Source organism: Yersinia sp. 2466 StPb PI (assembly GCF_041538325.1).
In the GTDB taxonomy this organism is placed as follows: Bacteria; Pseudomonadota; Gammaproteobacteria; order Enterobacterales; family Enterobacteriaceae; genus Yersinia; species Yersinia enterocolitica_E.
Genome location: NZ_JAULSL010000001.1, coordinates 2053048 through 2071166 on the forward strand (window position 1 = coordinate 2053048; position 18119 = coordinate 2071166).

Here is an 18119-nt window from a genome sequence, read left to right on the forward strand (position 1 = left end):
CTATCCCTTATGAGGAGAATTGCTGAGTTAAGAAACTGGCGGTATTGTTTAACGAACTAACGAGTTTATCGAGTTGTGTAAACTGTGTTTTATACCGTTCGATCGTGGCAGTGATACTCTCCGTTGTTGCCGTGACCTGTTTATCCAGATTTTTTAACGTTTTGTTGATGCCATCAGTCACTGTTTTCAGTGTGCCTTTGGTGGTATCGAGCGCAGTATTTAGCAAAGTGTCCGTCTGAGTGGCGAAACCGGTGGTTTTACCGTCACCGACAAAAAATGCAGTAACACTGTTTGGTTTATCTTTTAGTGCGGCATCAAGCTTGGTTGAGTCGATGACTAATTTACCGTCGAGATCTTGCGTAATCCCCATGCTAGCCAAGGTTTTTAAATCCCCCGCTTGTGAAGAGGCCAATTGACTTTTTAGCTGTGTCTGAATATTACGCAATACACCATCGCCAACCAACGCACCGTTACCAGCCGCCTGGTCTTTACCCGCCTCTACCGCGGTATATTTAGTTAAAGAACCAAAAGTCGATTGCAACGAGTTATAGGCGTCAACAAAGCTTTGTATGGCGGCTTTAGTGGCTGAACTATCACGGGAAATAACCAGTTGTTCCGGCTCGTTGGTTTTCGTGAGTGCTTTTATATTAATGGTGACGCCCTGTGGCGCGTCAGTGATCGTGTTACTTTGGCGAGTAATATCGACGCCATTGACGGTTAATTTGGCATCTTCGGCTTTGACTTTCTGTGTCATTGCGCCGCTACCACCAGTGCTACTTGGCGTATAGTTCAGGAAATCATTTAAAGTATCATCGCCAGTCACGCTGATGGTCATTTCTGACTCAGTACCGGTGTCTTTGGCGGTTAACGCTAAATAATAGGTATTGTCATCCGCTTTCATGATACTGGCACTGACACTGCCTTCTTTTTTATTGATGGCATCGCGTATATCAGTCAGTGAAGTCTGCTGGTTAGTCAATGTCACTTCCAGCGGCGTTTCTTTCCCAGGCTGGCTAATGGTAATGGTACGAGTACTATTATCATTGCCTAATTTATCTGTTGCATTCGGGACATCTCCAGACAATAACGACTGCGCTTTTGCAATATTGGTGACGGCAACCGTATAGTTGCCCGCGGTCGCTTTGCTATCGGTCGTCGCACTGAATGCGGTGTTAGAACTACTGACTGCCGTGGTGCTGAGCGTATCTGCTTTCATTAATGCTGCAGAGGCCGTTTCCAGTTTTGCCAACGAACTTTGTAACACACCGTAAGCCGTGAGTTTGCCTTTATAACTGGTCTGCTGGCTGGTTAGCGGAGTTAAACGAGTCTGCTCTGCTGCCGTTAGCTTATCCAGCAAAGAGCTTAAATCCATATTTGACCCGATACCCAGCGTACTGATACTTGCCATGTCTAATCCTTAATATTCAAGTGTCGTTACGGGGTTATCGGCCAGGGAAAGGAAAAGTTTACACATAAAATAGAATTTATGATGGCTGGAATAACGGGGGATAACAGGGGGCTATTTGCCCTATTGAATAGAGCAGTAATTAGAGAAGAGATAAAGAATAATTTTTAGCGAAATTTAAAATTATTTCGCAGAATGGCTAAAGGTTCCTTAAAGAGCGCCGATACAAGTTGTGACGGTGATGAAGCCGTGGGCAGTAAGCCCAAATCATAACCCAATTGCATTTAAGGAATTCACTATGTCAGTAATTAATACTAACATCCTGTCTCTGAATACTCAGAACAACATGACTAAATCTCAGACAGCTTTAGGCTCCGCCATTGAGCGTCTGTCTTCTGGTCTGCGTATTAACAGTGCCAAAGACGATGCTGCGGGTCAGGCAATCGCTAACCGTTTCACTTCTAACATCAAAGGCCTGACTCAGGCAGCACGTAACGCTAACGACGGTATCTCTGTTGCACAGACTACTGAAGGCGCGCTGAACGAAATCAACAACAACTTACAACGTGTTCGTGAGCTGACTGTTCAGGCATCTACCGGCAGCAACTCTACCAGCGACTTGTCTTCAATCCAAGACGAAATTCAATTGCGTCTGGACGAAATCGACCGTGTATCTGCTCAAACCCAGTTCAACGGCGTGAAAGTTCTGAGCCAAGACACCAAAATGTCTATCCAGGTTGGTGCTAACGATAACGAAACTATCGATATCAGCCTGAAAGAAGTAACGTCTAAAACCTTGAATCTGGAAGGCTTCAACGTAACTGGTCCTAAAGGTGGCACTGCAACGACCGCTTTAGCCACCGCTGATTTCCAGAAAGCCTTTGGTTCAACCACCAGTGTTACGGGTGCAACTTCAGCAGAGAAAACCCCTGGTGATTTGGCAAGCCGCTTGGGCTTAGCTTCTGGTAGCGTAGCTGTTGCTGCTAAGCCAACTAAAGATAGCGCAGGTAACTGGTTCACTAAAGTAGATATCACTGCAGCCTCAGCGACTGAAGCTAATAACCTGAAAGCTAATGGTTTTGATATTGCTAGTGGTGATACTAAATCCTTCTATATCGCTGTTGATCCACAAACAGCAAACACCGCTACAGCGGGCACCGCAGCGGTTACCATTGATACCTCTACGCTGAGCCTGAAAAAACTGACCACTGGCGCGACCAGCGATCCGTTGAAAGCACTGGATGCCGCAATTTCAGATATCGACGTTCAACGTAGCTCCCTGGGTGCGGTACAAAACCGTTTCCAATCTACAGTAACTAACCTGAACAACACTGTTAACAACCTGACTGCTGCACAAAGCCGTATCCAGGATGCTGACTATGCAACTGAAGTGTCTAACATGAGCCGTGCTCAGATCCTGCAACAAGCAGGTACTTCAGTATTGGCACAGGCAAACCAGGTTCCACAAACTGTTCTGTCTCTGCTGCGTTAATATCGATTATCGCACTGTATATTCAACCCGGCTTATGCCGGGTTTTTTGCTTTTAGGGGCATATCTGGCGTCTTTTCTGCCGTTAATTAATAGCGGCCCTATGTTAATTTGCCCCATTACTTTTTTTAGCGTCTGAGCGTTATTTAAGGACACCCTCCATGCCGAATGTTTTGATAACCACCCACCAACTTCTTAATTTGCAAAGTGAAGCGCTAGTCACGCTTGAGTTGATTGAATACTTCATTTCAAAGGGCTGGCAAGTGGATGTCACAGCACAATCTTACGGCGGGGATTGTCAAAAAGAATTAGAAAAGCGGCACTATGGCAATCAGCTCATTATTTCCGACCAGCAAGATTATGAATGGAGTAATGATTACCAGATTATCTGGATACAAAATTCGGTCTTGAGTTCCAGCCTCCTCACATGCCTGGAACAACAAGGGACGGACGCTTTTATCGTTTGGAGCCATACAGCGGCAGGCACCGATTTACCGGTCAATGTCGCCATGGAAAATCGTCTGGCAGACCTAATTTTGGCCCGCACACCTCAGCATAGGGTGACACTCAGTCAAACGGGTCTCAACGCTGAAAAATTGGGTTTCGGCCATTGGGTACCACAACGCTATTGCTCACCATTATGTCATGAGCTTAACAACTCTCTTTCCCGTGTATTGGTACTTTCTCAGCAGCTACCTGACGATATCGGCGTGTTTTTAGATGCGTTGTCAGCGGCAGGAATCGATTGTGATGCTATGGAGTACCGCCAATTAACGCCAGAAATTGTAGCGTCTTTTGATGTGGTTATTACCGCGGCAGAAGGGGCCACACTAGCGCTTTGCATGGGAATTCCGGTATTTATTTATGGTGAGCGGGGCGGAAACGGCTATGTTGACCATGCCAATATGGCATCACTTATCGATGAGGGTTTTTTAGGCGTTAATGGTGGCAAAACATTTGAGTTGTCTGAGATTATTGCCGCTCTGCGTGAGGGATACTCAGCCGCCCAACTGTTTTCTGCATCGCAGCAGCCGCTATTTATCGATAAATATGGGTTTGAATCGCAGTCGGTTAGATGGCTCTCGACTACCAATTCCACACAACGAAAACAGATTAGTGAGCAGGAAGCCAGCCAACTCAGGTTGCATAGCAGAGTGCTTAATACCGAGATTACTCCGGTAGAGACGATGACTAAATGGCAGCAAGAGAGAATTCCCTCGCTTACGCGCACCGCGCTGCTACGCGGGTTGTTAGAAAATAATGGCAGTGCCGGGCGTATTGCGGTGGTGATAATTGACAGTGAAGGTGATAGTGGGGCGATCAGCGCTTCGTTGAGTAGTTTGCGTCAACAGTCTTATCTCGCCAGCCAGATATTGATCGTTTCATCAACACAAAATGAAGTAGATTCAAGTGATAGCGATATTGTAACAATCACATATTCGGATCATTGGGTTGACGCAATTAATCCATTAATGGCCACAATGGATGAGGGTTATGTGTTGTTATCTAATGCCGGTGATACCTTCGAGCCGCAAACATTACTCCTGTTAGCCACTCATCGTGTCTGTCACCCAGAATCTTTAGTTTGCTACACTGACGAAGATATTATTTCTGATGGCGAACCTACGCTGTTGGTATTAAAACCTGATTGTAATATTGATTTGTTACGGAGTTTTCCTTTTATTGGCCGGGCTATGGCGATTAATCCCCACGGTATCAATCAATTAGGGGGGCTAAATAGCGATTATCGTGACCTTTGCCTATTGGATATCGTGTGGCGTTGTATTGAGCATGCCGGGCCATTATCAATAGGCCATATTACCGAAGTGCTACTCCATGCTAAAACACCCTTGATCGAATGGTTGCAAAAAGCAGATACGATTGAGCTTGCTGCTACTGCGGTACAGGCTCACTTGCAGCGCTTAGGTTCTAATGCAACGTTACAATTGGGCAGTGTATCAGGCACTCTGCGTATCGATTATCAACATCAAACCCAACCACTGGTCTCGATTATTATTCCAACCCGTGATCATTTAGATTTCTTGCGCAAATGCATCGACAGTTTGATGGAGAAAACCCAATATTCTCGTTATGAAGTGCTGATTGTCGATAATAACTCACAAGACCTGGCCGCTTGTCAGTTCCTTACGCAATTAGAGGAACTTAGACTTGAGCAAATTCGTGTCTTACGCTGGCCTGCCGCCTTTAATTATTCTGCAATAAATAATTTTGCTGTGGAACAAGCTCGCGGCGAACTACTCCTGTTTTTGAATAACGATATAGAAATTGTGCAAGGCGATTGGTTGACTGTAATGGTTAATCACGCGATGCGCCCTGAAGTTGGCGCGGTAGGGGCCAAGTTAGTGTTCCCGGATGGTCGTATCCAGCATGCAGGATATATTTTGGGGGTAGACAACAGTGTAGGGGCGGCTTTCCAAGGTGAGCAGGGCCGTGAGGGGGGTTACATGAATCGGTTGCAGGTCACCCATAATGTTTCGGCGGTGAGTGCGGCCTGCATGATGATGCGCCGCGAGGTATTTGCTGAAGTGGGGGGATTTAATGAACAGGCTTTCCCTGTCTATTTTGGCGATGTTGATCTGGCACTAAAAGTCAGGCAACAAGGCTATCTCACCGTATGGACACCTGACGCTGTTGTTCGACATTATGGTGGTGCCACACGGTTGTTAAGTGATCGCTTTGCTGTGGCACCGAAACCTGATGAGAGTCATATAAAACCACTCTACCAACATTGGTTACCTCAGCTTGCCAATGATCCGGCTTATCACCCCGCATTTAGCCGCGAAAAACCGGGATTTGAGCTTAATATCATGCAATCCCGTATTCAGCAACCGTTGCCAGGGCGACCACTGCCAGTAGTATTGGCTTGCCATGCAGACTGGTTTGGATGTGGGCACTATCGAGTCATTCAGCCATTTCAAGCACTGGAACAGCATGGTGGTATTGAGGGGGGACTTCACCTCAGACTCATGGATAATATGACTGAGGTTGCGCGTCTTTCTCCTGATGTCATTGTCCTTCAGGGGATTACCGGGGAGCGAATTCCACAGGTTATGCAGCATTATCGTGAACATGTGGGGAGCAAAATTGTACTCGAATATGATGATTATCTGCCTAACATACCGGTAGCCAGTTCTTATCGTCGCCAGATTCCGCAGGATGTTATCAAGCGTATCCGGCGGGCCATTGAGAGTGCTGATTGGCTGGTGGTTTCCACGGCGGCACTTGCTCGGGAATATGCGCCTTTCCATTCAGATATTCGTATTGCACAAAATACCCTTTCCCCTACGTGGTGGAGTAATCTCACCAGCCACCGTCGAACGGGCAAGAAAGCACGAGTAGGTTGGGCCGGCGGCTCAAGTCATGCGGGTGACCTTGCTATTATAAAATCCGTGGTCAAGGCGCTGGAAAATGAAGTTGAATGGGTCTTTATGGGGATGAAACCTGAGGGGGTTAATTGTGAGTTTCATGGCGGAGTGCCAATTGAACTCTACCCTGAAAAATTAGCCAGTTTAAATTTAGATCTGGCGGTAGTTCCTTTAGAACAGAACCAATTCAATGTGAGTAAAAGTAACTTACGACTATTGGAAATGGGGGCTTGTGGAATACCCGTGATTTGTACCGATATTGAACCATATCATGGTGATCTACCGGCGACTCGAATAAATAATCGTTTTAAAGATTGGGTTGATGCGATTCGCATGCATTTGGATGATATGGAGACGACAGCCCGTATTGGTGATGAGCTACGAAGCGCTGTCCGGCAAAAATGGATGCTTGAAGGTGACAACCTAAACGCGTGGTTGCAGGCTTGGCTGCCTAAGCCGTAAAAGATCGGTTATTCGCATAGTAATAGTCCTATTGGCGATAGGGGCTCCATCACCAATAGGACATTCACACACCTGTTCCACACTGAAATTTCCTCTGTTTTGGTCATGATTTTTTATGCCTGTTAATCCCAAGAACAGAGGTACTAAATGGCCTCTAAATCAGGATTAAAAAAGGGATTATCTACGACATACTTATTGGCCATAGGGTTATGTTCGATAGTGTTTATAAAGCAGACATCCCTCACTCATTGAGCAGTATTTATCTCTGAAAGCGTGTTAAACGTAATCGCAAAGTTAGTTTTATGGCGAAAAATACCCAATTCTATCAATGCAGTATCTCAACTAATGCAGCTTTCCATTGAGTAATAACATCATGATTCCAGTCACTCAGCCCTATTTGCCCGCACGTGAAAAATTAGAAAAATATATTGACGGTATTTATCAGCGAAAGTGGCTAACAAATTCGGGGCCATTAGTTGAAGAATTAACACAGAGATTAAAAAAATATCTTGGTGTTGAGCACTTATTGCTGGTCGCCAACGGTACTCTTGCCTTGCAAATGGCATACCGTGCTTTGGGAATCGAAAAAACCATTAATGGAAAACCGGCGGAAGCCATCACCACACCATTCAGTTTTGTGGCGACGGCCAGTACATTGAAATGGGAAAATATTACGCCAGTATTTTGTGATATTGATGCAGAGACTTGGTGTCTTGACCCCACTTGCATTGAAGCTTCAATTACACCTCAAACTAAGGCCATCGTCCCTGTCCATGTATTTGGTAATGCATGTGATGTTGAGGCTATTAAGGCAATTGCTGACAAGTATCAGTTGAAAGTTATTTATGATGCCGCTCATGCGTTTGGTGTTAAGCATAACGGAGATAGTTTATTACAGTGGGGCGATGCCGCTACTTTGAGTTTCCATGCCACCAAGGTATTTCACACCATAGAAGGTGGAGCTATCATCTTTAAAGATAAAGAATCTCTTGATAAAGCTAAAGAACTTATTAATTTTGGTATTGAAGGCCCGGAGAGAATTGTAGCATTAGGCATTAATGCCAAAATGAATGAATTTAATGCGGCGATGGGACTGTGTGTTTTGGACGAAATAGAGCTGAATTTAGCTCAACGTAGTCAAATTTGGCATAATTATGCTGATAATCTTGGTGAACTCATTTCATTTCAGCAGCGCAATAATAATATAAATAATAACTATGCCTATGTTCCGGTTGTGTTTGACACGGAACAGAAAATGTTACAAGTAAAAGACGCTTTAATGGTTGCTGGGATAATGGCGAGAAGATATTTTTATCCAAGTCTCGATAGCCTGGAGTTCCTTAATGATAAATCACCCTGTCACGTCTCACGAAATATTTCAGCCAGAATACTCTGCTTACCCATTTTCTCCGCTTTGAATTCAGAGTGTCTTGATTTAATCATTAAAACTATAAAGGTTTCTTATGAAAAAAATTCTCTTTCTCGGCGCAGCACCTACACAAATTCCGCCTATCAAATATGCCCTTGAACAAGGACATCACGTTATTACCTGTGATTATCTACCCGATAATCCCGGGCATTGTATAGCACATGAGTCATATAACGTATCCACAACGGATAAAGATGCTGTCTTAGCGTTGGCAAAAACGTTAAAGATTGATGCTATCGTCGCTTATGCGTCGGACCCTGCGGCACCGACGGCAGCCTATGTTGCTGAACAATTAGGTCTTCCTGGCAATCCTTATGCCTCAGTCGAGATTTTGGCACGCAAAGATTTATTTCGTGCATTTCTAAAACAACATAATTTTAATGTTCCGCGTTCAGCTTCTTTTTATGATAAAGAATTGGCACGACAATGGCTGATGGATATCAAATTGCCGGCGTTTATTAAACCGGTAGATTCATCAGGCAGTAAAGGTGTAACCCGACTTGAGTCACTAGATGATTTTGATATAGCTTTTGCGCATGCTTTAACATTTTCTCGAGAGAAAAAAGTTGTTATAGAAGAGCAGATTGTTAAAGCCAGTTACCAGGTTGCAGGAGATGGATTTATTGTTGATGGGCAACTGGTTTTCCGCTGCTGGGCAGATGAGCATTTCGATAAGCTTTGTAATGGCTTAGTCCCCATCGGGCAGTCGTTCCCGACTTCACATGCCAATCATTTACTGGACATAGCACATCAAGAGTCTCAGCGGCTGCTCACACTCCTTGGTATGACAATGGGGGCTCTTAATTTTGATTTTGTATTCTCTCAAGAGGGGGAATTCTTTTTCCTTGAGCTTGGCCCAAGAAATGGCGGTTGCCAGATCCCTGAAGTAATACGTTATTCCACACAAGTCGACCTAATAAAATATACCGTTGATGCTGCATTGGGTCTGGATTGTTCTAGTTTGGCTATGTTGCCAACACAAGGCTATTGGTCAAGTTATATGATTCATGCCCTTGACAATGGATCTTTTGAGTCTCTTTGGCTTTCCGAACGCGCTAAGCAGTATATTGTTGAATTAGATCTATGGGTGAAACCAGGCGATAAAGTCAGAGCGTTTAGTGGTTCTCACGATACATTAGGCTGTATTATTCTTCATTATCCAACGTTAGATATTATGTTGGAAATGATTGATAATATGGAAAAAGATATTCTTGTCTGTGTGAATTAGTCGCTAATATTGTGTTACACAAACCTATGATATCCATCATTATCTTAATTAGAGGTTAATATGGCATTTCTGACAGCAAACGAGTTAGCCCAGATGGGGTTTAAAAAAATAGGGGAAAACGTTAAAGTCAGTAGCCGAGCCTCTATCTATAGACCTTATGAAATAGAAATAGGCGATAATACCCGGATTGATGATTTCTGCCTGATCTCAGGAAGAGTTATTATAGGCAGGAATGTGCATATTGCCGCATTTTCTAATATATGTGCCGGGGAGTGTAGTATTACGTTTGAGGATTTCTCCGGCCTAGCCTATGGATGCCATATTTTTACCGGCAGCGATGACTATAGCGGGAAGTTTTTAACTAACCCGACTATTCCAATAGAACTTAAAGGGCTGGTTGAGGCGGATGTTGTACTCAGGAAACATGTTATCGTAGGTACTAATTCTATTGTGTTCCCAGGTGTTATCATTGCTGAAGGATGTGCTATTGGTGCCATGACATTAGTGACGAAAAGTACTGACCCGTGGGGTATTTATTTTGGCATCCCAGCGAAAAGATTAAAAAACCGGAAAAAAGACTTACTGGAATTAGAGAAAAAATATCTTTCTGATTATGTTTAACCTGACTTTATTCACCTGAAATAAATCGTCACTATTTAATCTGTTGCGGGAAGCTTACTATGCTTGGTACCAAAAATCATCCTTACTTTATTATTGCACCAGATTATAAAGAATCGTCCTCAGGAATTCAGGTTATGCATCGGCTTTGCCACTTAATTAATGAGTGTGGTGGCACTGCATATATTACAGGTTGCTCTGAGGTTAATCCAAATTGGAACACCCCACTGCTGAGCGAAGAAGTATATGAGCAGCATGTGAATAACTGCATTGGCGTATATCCTGATGTTGTTTCTGGTAATCCGCTGTCGGCACCCGTTTGTGTTAGGTATATGCTTAACCGTGAAGGTGTTATCAACGGCAATCCTATCTTGGAAAATAGTGATGACCTCTTTTTTTTCTATCGAGGTGAATTTGCAGACCAGGAAGTCGGTCATGACTTATTAACATTACCTGTAATTGATTTAAATTTATTCTGTGATGAGGGTTATGTCCGGGATATGACATTACTCAATCTGAATCGTATTCCATTGAGCTGTATAGATTTCTCCCTTTTGCCGAAAGATATTCATATCTTATCCAGTGCTAACCCAGTACCTTTAAGCGAATTAGCGGAAATTCTGAAACGTGGGAAGGTACTTTACTCCTTTGAAGCATCGGGAACATGTGCGCTGGCCGCTCTTTGTGGCTGCCCGGTAGTTGCGAAAGTTGTGGCCGGTTATGAACATTTCGCCATGTCAGAAAAAACACTCGCAGATATGGGGAATGCTGGAATTAGCTGGCATGACGATGAAGAATCTTTAACTAAAGTGAGCAGTGAATTATATAAAGTTCGGGATTTTGTTAAAAATATCGAACTTGATTTCCAAAAGGAGTTTTGTGTTTTCCTCGAGAAAACACAAAATTATGCAAGTCAGAAATTGAGTAATAAAGTCGGTGATGTGAGAGATTGGTTGGAAAATAAAAAGCCACCAATGTCAGCGTTAAATAAAATACAAGAAAATTATGGGAATGATGTGGGTTATCCTCATTTTCATATTTTTATTATTGATGTGATTGGTGACGGTGAAGCAATCACTAAAACGCTAGAGTCGATAGTGGTCGCAAGAAATAAATATCCCAATATAGAGATTACGGTTATTTCGCCGGTAAGTTTTTCCCTGGCAGTAACACCAAATTGGATTAAAACAGTTTGTGCCGATGATGTCGTTTCAGAAATAAACTCAGTGACCAATGCCACCGATGTTGATTGGATTCAAATGGTTTCGGCCGGTTGTCTCTTTAACGAATATGGAATGGTTAAACTTGGGCTATCTTTGTGCAATGACAATGAGTCGGTTGCGGTTTATTGTGATGAGTTAATTTTTGATGAGCAAGGTAATTGGGGTGGGGCGTTCTTGCCTGAAATTAATCTGGAATTACTGCTTTCGGTACCTGAGTATTTTGCTAAAAGATGGCTGTATCGGAGAGAAATATTTTTGGGGCTAGGAGGGCTAGATAATAATCTGGCTTATGCTTATGAACTGGATTTAATCGTTAGAATAGTATGTGAGAAAGGGACTGAAGCTATCAAGCATGTTCCTGACCCACTGCTATCGGCCGCTATTCCTGTTTTAGAAAGCAGTACAGAGATCATGTCGGTATTGGAACGGTATTTACAGTTATCAGGTTATAGTGATAGCCAGGTGCATTCACCTCTGCCTGGTTGTTATCGATTGATCTATAACCATCCGTCTAATCCGCTTGTGAGTATTTTAATTGTAGCTAATGAGCAGCTAGTTGCATTACAAAAATGTATAACATCTATTTTAGAAAAAACACGTTATAGTCACTATGAACTGATTATTCTTGATAATAATAACACCGATAAACAGATGTCGAATTGGTTAGAGGGTCTGAAGGTTATCGATGCTGAGAAAATTAGAGTAATCCGTTCAGATACAACGTTAAATTACCCATCAGCAAATAATAGAGCAGTTAGCGAGGCCAAAGGAGAATACCTGCAATTACTTGATGTTCATACATTAATCATTCAAGAAAATTGGCTAGATAATTTATTAAATCAGGCTCTGCGCAGTGATATTGGAATGGTTGGCCCAAAAATAATTTCACGAGAGGGGCGGGTTCTATCCGCTGGCTATATTTTGGGGCTTAACGGATTAGCTGATAGTCCTTTTACGCATGAGCGATATGATGCTGTAGGTTATATGCAGCGATTGCAGGTTGAACAACGTGTTAGCGCACTTCCTATGCAATGCTTGCTTATTCGAAAATCTATTTATACACAGTTAAATGGATGTGATGTTCACATCATTGACCCACAAATTAACTCAGTTGAGATGAGTTTACGTTTAACCGATATAGGATATAGGGCTATTTGGACGCCACATGCTACCGTTGTTTTAGATAACTACGATTCATTAAATGTTGAGAAAAACACAGAAAACGCTCAATCAGAAACTGCAATAATAATTAAGGAAAATAAAAATACACTATACCAAAAATGGTGGCCAATTATTGCTTGCGACCCACAACACAATATTAATCTTTCGATATTTGGGGGCGGTTTTAATATTGAATGGAATAGTGGCCTAACATACCAATCTGTTTATGATAGCTCACAGCCTGTTATTATGGCGCTATACCCGTATAAAAAAAATTCGTATGAAGATCGCCATTCGCGAGTCGAAACCTCATATGTTGAGTTAGCGTCTGCTGGCGCGATTAGTGGGCTAATGGTAGAGACATTGCCTTCGTTGGTTGAATTACTACGATATAGACCTGATACGCTTTCAGTAGCACTACCGTTTAAGGTTGAGAGCAGTGATAGTATTCGCAAGTTAAGAGATATTGCTAAAACCTTTATTTTGGCTGACGCCGATGCTTTGGCAATGTATTGTACCTCAGCCAGCTCACTTCAAAATTTACCAATAGAGATTATTAATAATATTTCTGTTGCTGACCGGTTAGTGGTGACATCTCCTCTATTATGTGAAATATTAAAAACAGTGCATCCAGATGTCGTCTCTGTAAATAGTTATCTCCCTACGTCTTGGCAATATCTCGTGCAAATTGAGACGGAACATAGCAAACCACGTATTGGATGCATTGCTCTAGACTTAATACCAGAAGATATTGATATCCTGCTTGGCGTAATGGAAAATACTTTTCTCGATGTTGATTGGGTCTTCTACGGCGCTTATCCCAAAATTTTAAAACCTTACATCCGTGAGTTTCACCGCAGAGTGCCTAAGGAACAATATGCTGAAAAGCTATTGTCATTGCGACTCGATTTGGCTGTTGTACCACGAGCAGACCTATTCAGGAATCGATGTGGTAATAATATGAGAATCTTAGAACATGGTGCTTGCGGAGTACCTGTAATTTGCAGTGATATCGTGAGCCATCGATGTAATTTACCGATTACGTTAGTGAAGAATAAAAAGAATGCATGGATTGAAAGTATTCGTTCTCACTGTGAGAATAAAATTAATTGCAGAACTAAAGGATCGCAATTACAGCATAAAATACAGAGTGAGTGGATCTTGACAGGTAGCAATCTTGAACAATGGCTCAATATCTATTTACCTTATGCTTGATAAGTAAAATCGGGGTTACTCCCCGATTTTAAATATTATAATTTCAAGTATAAAGTGTCGCCAGAAACGAAGTGATACTTCACCCGATGATGCTTTTTAAGTCTATCACCGGCAAGTTTTGGTCCATCACCGAATGCCCAATTATAGTCATCAATTAACACCCAGCCGCCATCATTCATCAAGGGTAACCATAAGTTTATATCTTGTTGTACTTCTTCAAACTTATGGTTGCCATCGATATGTAGGATAGAAATTTTACCAGAGATAGACACGGACCCTAACTCTGGGCTAACTATCTCTTTCTGTCGTGCACAGGCTTGGTAGGTTGCACATGCAATCGCTGATGGCTGGCGTAAATAGTTAATATTATTTAAGCCCGAAACTGAAGCAATAAACCCGGAGAATATTTCATGCCAACGAGCCTGGTCAGCCGATTCATTAACTAAAGTGGCAGATACCCCTTGGTCTTGTGCCGACTTATCATGCCAAGGATCAACACAAATTATATTACCCAACTGATGTTTTTGCGCCAACCAAGCTAATGCATATGCGGAGCGGCCAAAGAATGTGCCTATTTCGACGATATCACCCGGCACCGCACTCCTGGCAATTTCAGCCAGAACCATGAGTTTATGCTCATCACTTTGGCCAGGGATATCTAAATAATTCAGGTATAAATTCGCATAGTAGTTCTGTGGCAGGGGGGCTGATTTTTCTGGTAGGTCGCAAATATGACTTTTTAAACAGGCCTCAGCCCATATAAAAGCTTGTTCAAATCGTCGGTAACTGGCTTCGAGTGGCGCATCATTACATATTTCAAATTTATATTGCGGTGCTAACTCCTCTTTTAGTTTATGTAAATAATGCCAGATGACGGGGTGGGGGGTAAACACATAACCTATGGATTCTTTTACTAACAGGCTGACAAAATGATCTTTAAAACTTAAATTAGTAATATAAGGTAACTGATGGCTGCCTTTGCTTATATTTTCGTCTTGTTCTGATGTGGCGTTTATAACATGTAAGCCTAAACGTTCCGCTGTCAGTGAGAACGTTCTTGATTCAGGCATGTTACTGGGGAAAATAAGTAAACTTTTATTCATTTTAATAGCCTTAGCGATAACTTTTAATATTATTTAGTTTCATTATCACAGAGGCTTTTTACTACCTTGCATAATGATTTTTTCCAGTCCGATCTTTCTATTCCCAGATTGAGCAACTTACTGCAATCCAGTAATGAGTACTGCGGACGTTTAGCCGGTGTAGGGTATTCAGACGTTGTTATTTTCTCGATGCAGGGTCTGGTCAGTAGCCAATTATCACTCACTGCAATATCGAAGATTAACTCTGAAAATTCATACCAAGATACATCACTTGCGCCACAGTAATTATAAATACCTTGGGCTTGTGGGTGGTTTTGAATCAGCTCAATAATGGTTTGAGCCAGATCACCAGCGTAAGTTGGGCATCCTCGTTGGTCATGAATGATAGTCAAATGCTGTCTCTCTTGGCCAAGCTTCAGCATGGTTTTGACAAAGTTATTGCCATATTCACTGAATACCCAAGACGTTCTGATGATTACTGCATTAGTTAAGATAGACTCGATGGCTTGTTCACCTGCGAGTTTTGTCTTACCGTAAACATTAACTGGCGTGGGAATATCGACTTCACTATAGGGCGTTGATTGAGAACCATCAAAAATATAATCCGTTGAGATATGGATTAAGCGTGCCTGGTGCTCTTTTGCGGCTAAGGCTAAGAATTTCGCACCCTGAGCGTTAACTTTCTCAGCCTGTAGCGATTCATTTTCTGCTTTGTCGACGGCGGTGTAGGCGGCGGCATTAATAATTATGTCGGGTGAACATTGAGCAACCCTCTGCATGACTTGTTGTTTATCTGTAATATCCAGTAACCCTGAATCCATCACATCGAGATGCCATTCTTGAGGAATGCGATCTTGTATACAGCGGCCGAGTTGTCCGTTTGCCCCAGTGAGTAGGATTTTCATTAGAACAATGCCTGCAAACAATGGCCATTCTTGTCTTTCTCGGATAACAAGGGATTGCTTATTGGCCAGTCAATATTAATAGTATGGTCATTCCAGAGTAGGCATCCTTCATCTTGGGGGGTGTAATAATCGGTACATTTGTATTCCAGGTCCGCTATATCTGAGAGAACTGCGAATCCATGAGCAAGGCCTGGCGGTATCCACAACTGAGATTTATTATCTTCAGATAAAATAATACCTTCCCACTGGCCAAATGTGGGAGAAGCAGGACGAATATCAACGGCTACATCAAAAACCTCGCCGCGAACAACTCTGACAAGTTTTCCTTGTGGATTTGTTTTTTGGAAATGAAGTCCTCGCAGTACCCCTTTTCCTGAGCGTGAATAATTATCCTGTACAAACTCAAGGTCTATATCCAGCATTTCCCTGTAGCGATTCTTCTCAAACGTTTCCAGAAAAAAACCACGCGGATCCCCAAAAACAGTTGGTGTAATTATTTTGACATCATGAATTTTTGTATTGGTTACTTTCATATTTCACCATTGCTTTGATGTGCTGTGGTAACACAATTTTCCCCGTTGAGGTAACGCAGCATTGTTATGCATTTGTATCTATTAAGGTTAAATAGGAAAAGCTTATTGGGAAATAGTAGCCCTCATGGATAATTTTAGCATATTAGCAATGCGATATTATTCATACCAATCAGTGGAATAAGAGTAAGAATAGGGTCTATTTAGGCGATTAAGAATGATGAGTAATGTGTAACATTAAGTTGCTATAACGCAGTAGTGGTATTCCACGCTAAAAATAAATACATAAATCAAATAACACCTCTTTTCTGCTCCTATTCCGGCGATTGGTTATTCACTATCACCGGATAATAGATACGATAACATTCTCATTGTAGGTATTTGTCACTGTGAGCGATCTGTATACCGCTGAAGGCATCATCGACAAAAATTCCCTCTGGCAACGCTATGTTCCTTTGGTTCGCCATGAGGCACTGCGTTTGCAGGTTCGCCTGCCGGCCAGCGTGGAGTTGGATGATTTGTTGCAGGCTGGAGGTATTGGTCTGCTGAATGCTGTCGAGCGTTATGACGCTTTGCAAGGGACTGCGTTTACCACTTATGCGGTACAGCGTATACGGGGTGCCATGCTAGATGAACTGCGTAGCCGAGATTGGGCTCCACGCAGTGTGCGGCGTAATGCACGTGAAGTTGCCAGTGCCATGCAAAAGGTTGAACAACGGGTGGGGCGCCCTGCAACTGAGCAGGAAGTAGCGCAAATTCTTGATATTGATTTGGCGGAATACCGCCAGATTTTGTTGGATACCAACAATAGCCAGCTTTTCTCCTATGACGAATGGCGGGAAGAGCATGGTGAAAGTGTCGAACCCCTGCTGGAAGGGCATGAGGATGCCAATCCATTGCAACATTTGTTGGAAGGAAATCTACGTCAACGCGTGATTGAAGCGATCGAGGCATTGCCGGAGCGTGAAAAGATGGTGCTGACGTTGTATTACCAGGAAGAGCTGAACCTGAAAGAAATCGGAGCCGTGCTTGAAGTCGGGGAATCCCGTGTCAGTCAGCTTCATAGCCAGGCGATAAAACGCTTACGCGCCCGCTTGAATAACGACTCTTAATTCACTTCCGCTCACTGATATCACCGTTTCTATTTTATTAATGTAGGTCTTCTTATGCCAGGACTTCAGTTAAAAAAACGGCCACTGAGCCGTTATTTAAAAGATTATAAACACGGCCAAACCCATTGTTCACATTGTCATAAAGAACTTGACCGTATGGCGTTGGTTTTCCGTGGACAAATCATTAATAAAGAAGCTATCTCCGGTATGGATCAGCCCATTGACGATCAAGTATGGTCAAAGCTTCAGCATGAGTTGACTGCATTATGTCGTTTTTGCAGCGAAATATATTGTAATAGCACGCCCGGTTATTTCGATATTATGGCGTTCAAGCAATATTTATTTGAACAAACTGAGATGAGCCATAGTACTGTTCGCGAATATGTTGTGCGCCTACGTCGTCTGGATGAAATGTTGGTTGCCACTAATTATCCGGCTGAAAAGTTTGCCAGTGAGACCATGCATCAGCGCATTATTGATGAGTTGCCTAATGCGGCGCATAACAATTATCGTATTGCCTTGCGTAAATATGATCAGTATCTGGAATGGCAAAAAAATTACTGAGACTGGTACGTGCATTCAGGCAGTTGAGAAAACTCTGTATTTTCGCTAACAGCGTCGCGAGTGTAACGCGAAACCCTTCAGTCATTATTTTACGCCCGGCAAGGTTCCCCGTGCCGGGTTAATACCCTTCATTCTGTACCCTGTAGAGGTGTTAGCTACCCTCGTTCCCTCGAATGACTGACTTGATTAAGCTGAGTAGTGCCGCCCTCTATAGCTTGAAATCGCTGAGTATCGTCTATTTATTCCGCATATTACGTTATTCCCCTGCGCTATCGTCAACGACATCTAT

Annotated in this window: 12 protein-coding genes; 8 read left to right on the forward strand and 4 right to left on the reverse strand. The window is 42.8% G+C overall.

Annotation, left to right across the window (positions count from 1 at the left end; all coding sequences use genetic code 11):
• Nucleotides 1-7: 7 nt before the first annotated feature.
• Nucleotides 8-1408 (reverse strand): flagellar filament capping protein FliD, encoded by a 1401-nt coding sequence (fliD, locus tag Q2T72_RS09290; RefSeq protein WP_372569029.1) that lies wholly within the window; start codon nucleotides 1406-1408, stop codon nucleotides 8-10.
• A gap of 295 nt (nucleotides 1409-1703) precedes the next feature.
• Here fliD and Q2T72_RS09295 point away from each other — a divergent pair, with 295 nt between their 5' ends.
• The 6 genes from Q2T72_RS09295 (at nucleotide 1704) to Q2T72_RS09320 (ending at nucleotide 13616) form a co-directional block, all read left to right on the forward strand.
• Complete coding sequence (locus tag Q2T72_RS09295) at nucleotides 1704-2897, forward strand: FliC/FljB family flagellin (RefSeq protein WP_372569030.1); 1194 nt, start codon at nucleotides 1704-1706, stop codon at nucleotides 2895-2897.
• A 158-nt stretch (nucleotides 2898-3055) separates the two neighbouring features.
• Complete coding sequence (locus Q2T72_RS09300) at nucleotides 3056-6742, forward strand: glycosyltransferase (protein ID WP_372569031.1); 3687 nt, start codon at nucleotides 3056-3058, stop codon at nucleotides 6740-6742.
• A 373-nt stretch (nucleotides 6743-7115) separates the two neighbouring features.
• Nucleotides 7116-8270 carry a DegT/DnrJ/EryC1/StrS family aminotransferase gene (locus Q2T72_RS09305; protein ID WP_372569032.1) on the forward strand — a complete coding sequence of 385 codons (1155 nt, stop codon included), beginning with the start codon at nucleotides 7116-7118 and terminating at the stop codon, nucleotides 8268-8270.
• Nucleotides 8206-9399: a hypothetical protein gene (locus tag Q2T72_RS09310; protein ID WP_372569034.1), complete on the forward strand. Its 1194-nt coding sequence runs from the start codon at nucleotides 8206-8208 to the stop codon at nucleotides 9397-9399. The genes Q2T72_RS09305 and Q2T72_RS09310 overlap by 65 nt, the downstream gene beginning before the upstream one ends.
• A gap of 60 nt (nucleotides 9400-9459) precedes the next feature.
• A complete protein-coding gene (locus Q2T72_RS09315; RefSeq protein WP_372569035.1) occupies nucleotides 9460-10020 on the forward strand; it encodes an acyltransferase in 561 nt (186 codons plus the stop codon).
• Nucleotides 10021-10079: 59 nt separating this feature from the next.
• The gene (locus tag Q2T72_RS09320) at nucleotides 10080-13616 is read left to right on the forward strand and encodes a glycosyltransferase (protein WP_372569036.1); all 3537 of its coding nucleotides are present in this window, start codon (nucleotides 10080-10082) and stop codon (nucleotides 13614-13616) included.
• A gap of 35 nt (nucleotides 13617-13651) precedes the next feature.
• Here the strand turns inward: Q2T72_RS09320 and Q2T72_RS09325 are convergent, their stop codons facing one another.
• From Q2T72_RS09325 to rfbC, 3 genes are read right to left on the reverse strand one after another with little or no spacing between them, the layout of a single operon-like run.
• On the reverse strand, nucleotides 13652-14719 hold the full coding sequence (locus Q2T72_RS09325; RefSeq protein ID WP_372569037.1) for a class I SAM-dependent methyltransferase: 1068 nt from the start codon (nucleotides 14717-14719) through the stop codon (nucleotides 13652-13654).
• 29 nt (nucleotides 14720-14748) lie between these two features.
• The gene (gene rfbD, locus Q2T72_RS09330) at nucleotides 14749-15624 is read right to left on the reverse strand and encodes a dTDP-4-dehydrorhamnose reductase (RefSeq protein WP_372569038.1); all 876 of its coding nucleotides are present in this window, start codon (nucleotides 15622-15624) and stop codon (nucleotides 14749-14751) included.
• On the reverse strand, nucleotides 15624-16157 hold the full coding sequence (gene rfbC, locus Q2T72_RS09335) for a dTDP-4-dehydrorhamnose 3,5-epimerase (RefSeq protein WP_372569039.1): 534 nt from the start codon (nucleotides 16155-16157) through the stop codon (nucleotides 15624-15626). Before rfbC ends, rfbD begins: the two co-directional genes overlap by 1 nt.
• A 386-nt stretch (nucleotides 16158-16543) precedes the next feature.
• Here rfbC and Q2T72_RS09340 point away from each other — a divergent pair, with 386 nt between their 5' ends.
• A complete protein-coding gene (locus Q2T72_RS09340; RefSeq protein ID WP_372569040.1) occupies nucleotides 16544-17266 on the forward strand; it encodes an RNA polymerase sigma factor FliA in 723 nt (240 codons plus the stop codon).
• Between the two features lie 54 nt (nucleotides 17267-17320).
• Nucleotides 17321-17830, forward strand: a complete 510-nt coding sequence (gene fliZ, locus Q2T72_RS09345; protein WP_005189397.1) for a flagella biosynthesis regulatory protein FliZ — start codon at nucleotides 17321-17323, stop codon at nucleotides 17828-17830.
• Nucleotides 17831-18119: the final 289 nt, after the last annotated feature.

Bases quoted from the DNA above. Each gene is read 5' to 3' on its own strand.
- fliD (WP_372569029.1), bottom strand. From the start codon at position 1,408: ATGGCAAGTATCAGTACGCTGGGTATCGGGTCAAATATGGATTTAAGC.
- Q2T72_RS09295 (WP_372569030.1), top strand. From the start codon at position 1,704: ATGTCAGTAATTAATACTAACATCCTGTCTCTGAATACTCAGAACAAC.
- Q2T72_RS09300 (WP_372569031.1), top strand. From the start codon at position 3,056: ATGCCGAATGTTTTGATAACCACCCACCAACTTCTTAATTTGCAAAGT.
- Q2T72_RS09305 (WP_372569032.1), top strand. From the start codon at position 7,116: ATGATTCCAGTCACTCAGCCCTATTTGCCCGCACGTGAAAAATTAGAA.
- Q2T72_RS09310 (WP_372569034.1), top strand. From the start codon at position 8,206: ATGAAAAAAATTCTCTTTCTCGGCGCAGCACCTACACAAATTCCGCCT.
- Q2T72_RS09315 (WP_372569035.1), top strand. From the start codon at position 9,460: ATGGCATTTCTGACAGCAAACGAGTTAGCCCAGATGGGGTTTAAAAAA.
- Q2T72_RS09320 (WP_372569036.1), top strand. From the start codon at position 10,080: ATGCTTGGTACCAAAAATCATCCTTACTTTATTATTGCACCAGATTAT.
- Q2T72_RS09325 (WP_372569037.1), bottom strand. From the start codon at position 14,719: ATGAATAAAAGTTTACTTATTTTCCCCAGTAACATGCCTGAATCAAGA.
- rfbD (WP_372569038.1), bottom strand. From the start codon at position 15,624: ATGAAAATCCTACTCACTGGGGCAAACGGACAACTCGGCCGCTGTATA.
- rfbC (WP_372569039.1), bottom strand. From the start codon at position 16,157: ATGAAAGTAACCAATACAAAAATTCATGATGTCAAAATAATTACACCA.
- fliZ (WP_005189397.1), top strand. From the start codon at position 17,321: ATGCCAGGACTTCAGTTAAAAAAACGGCCACTGAGCCGTTATTTAAAA.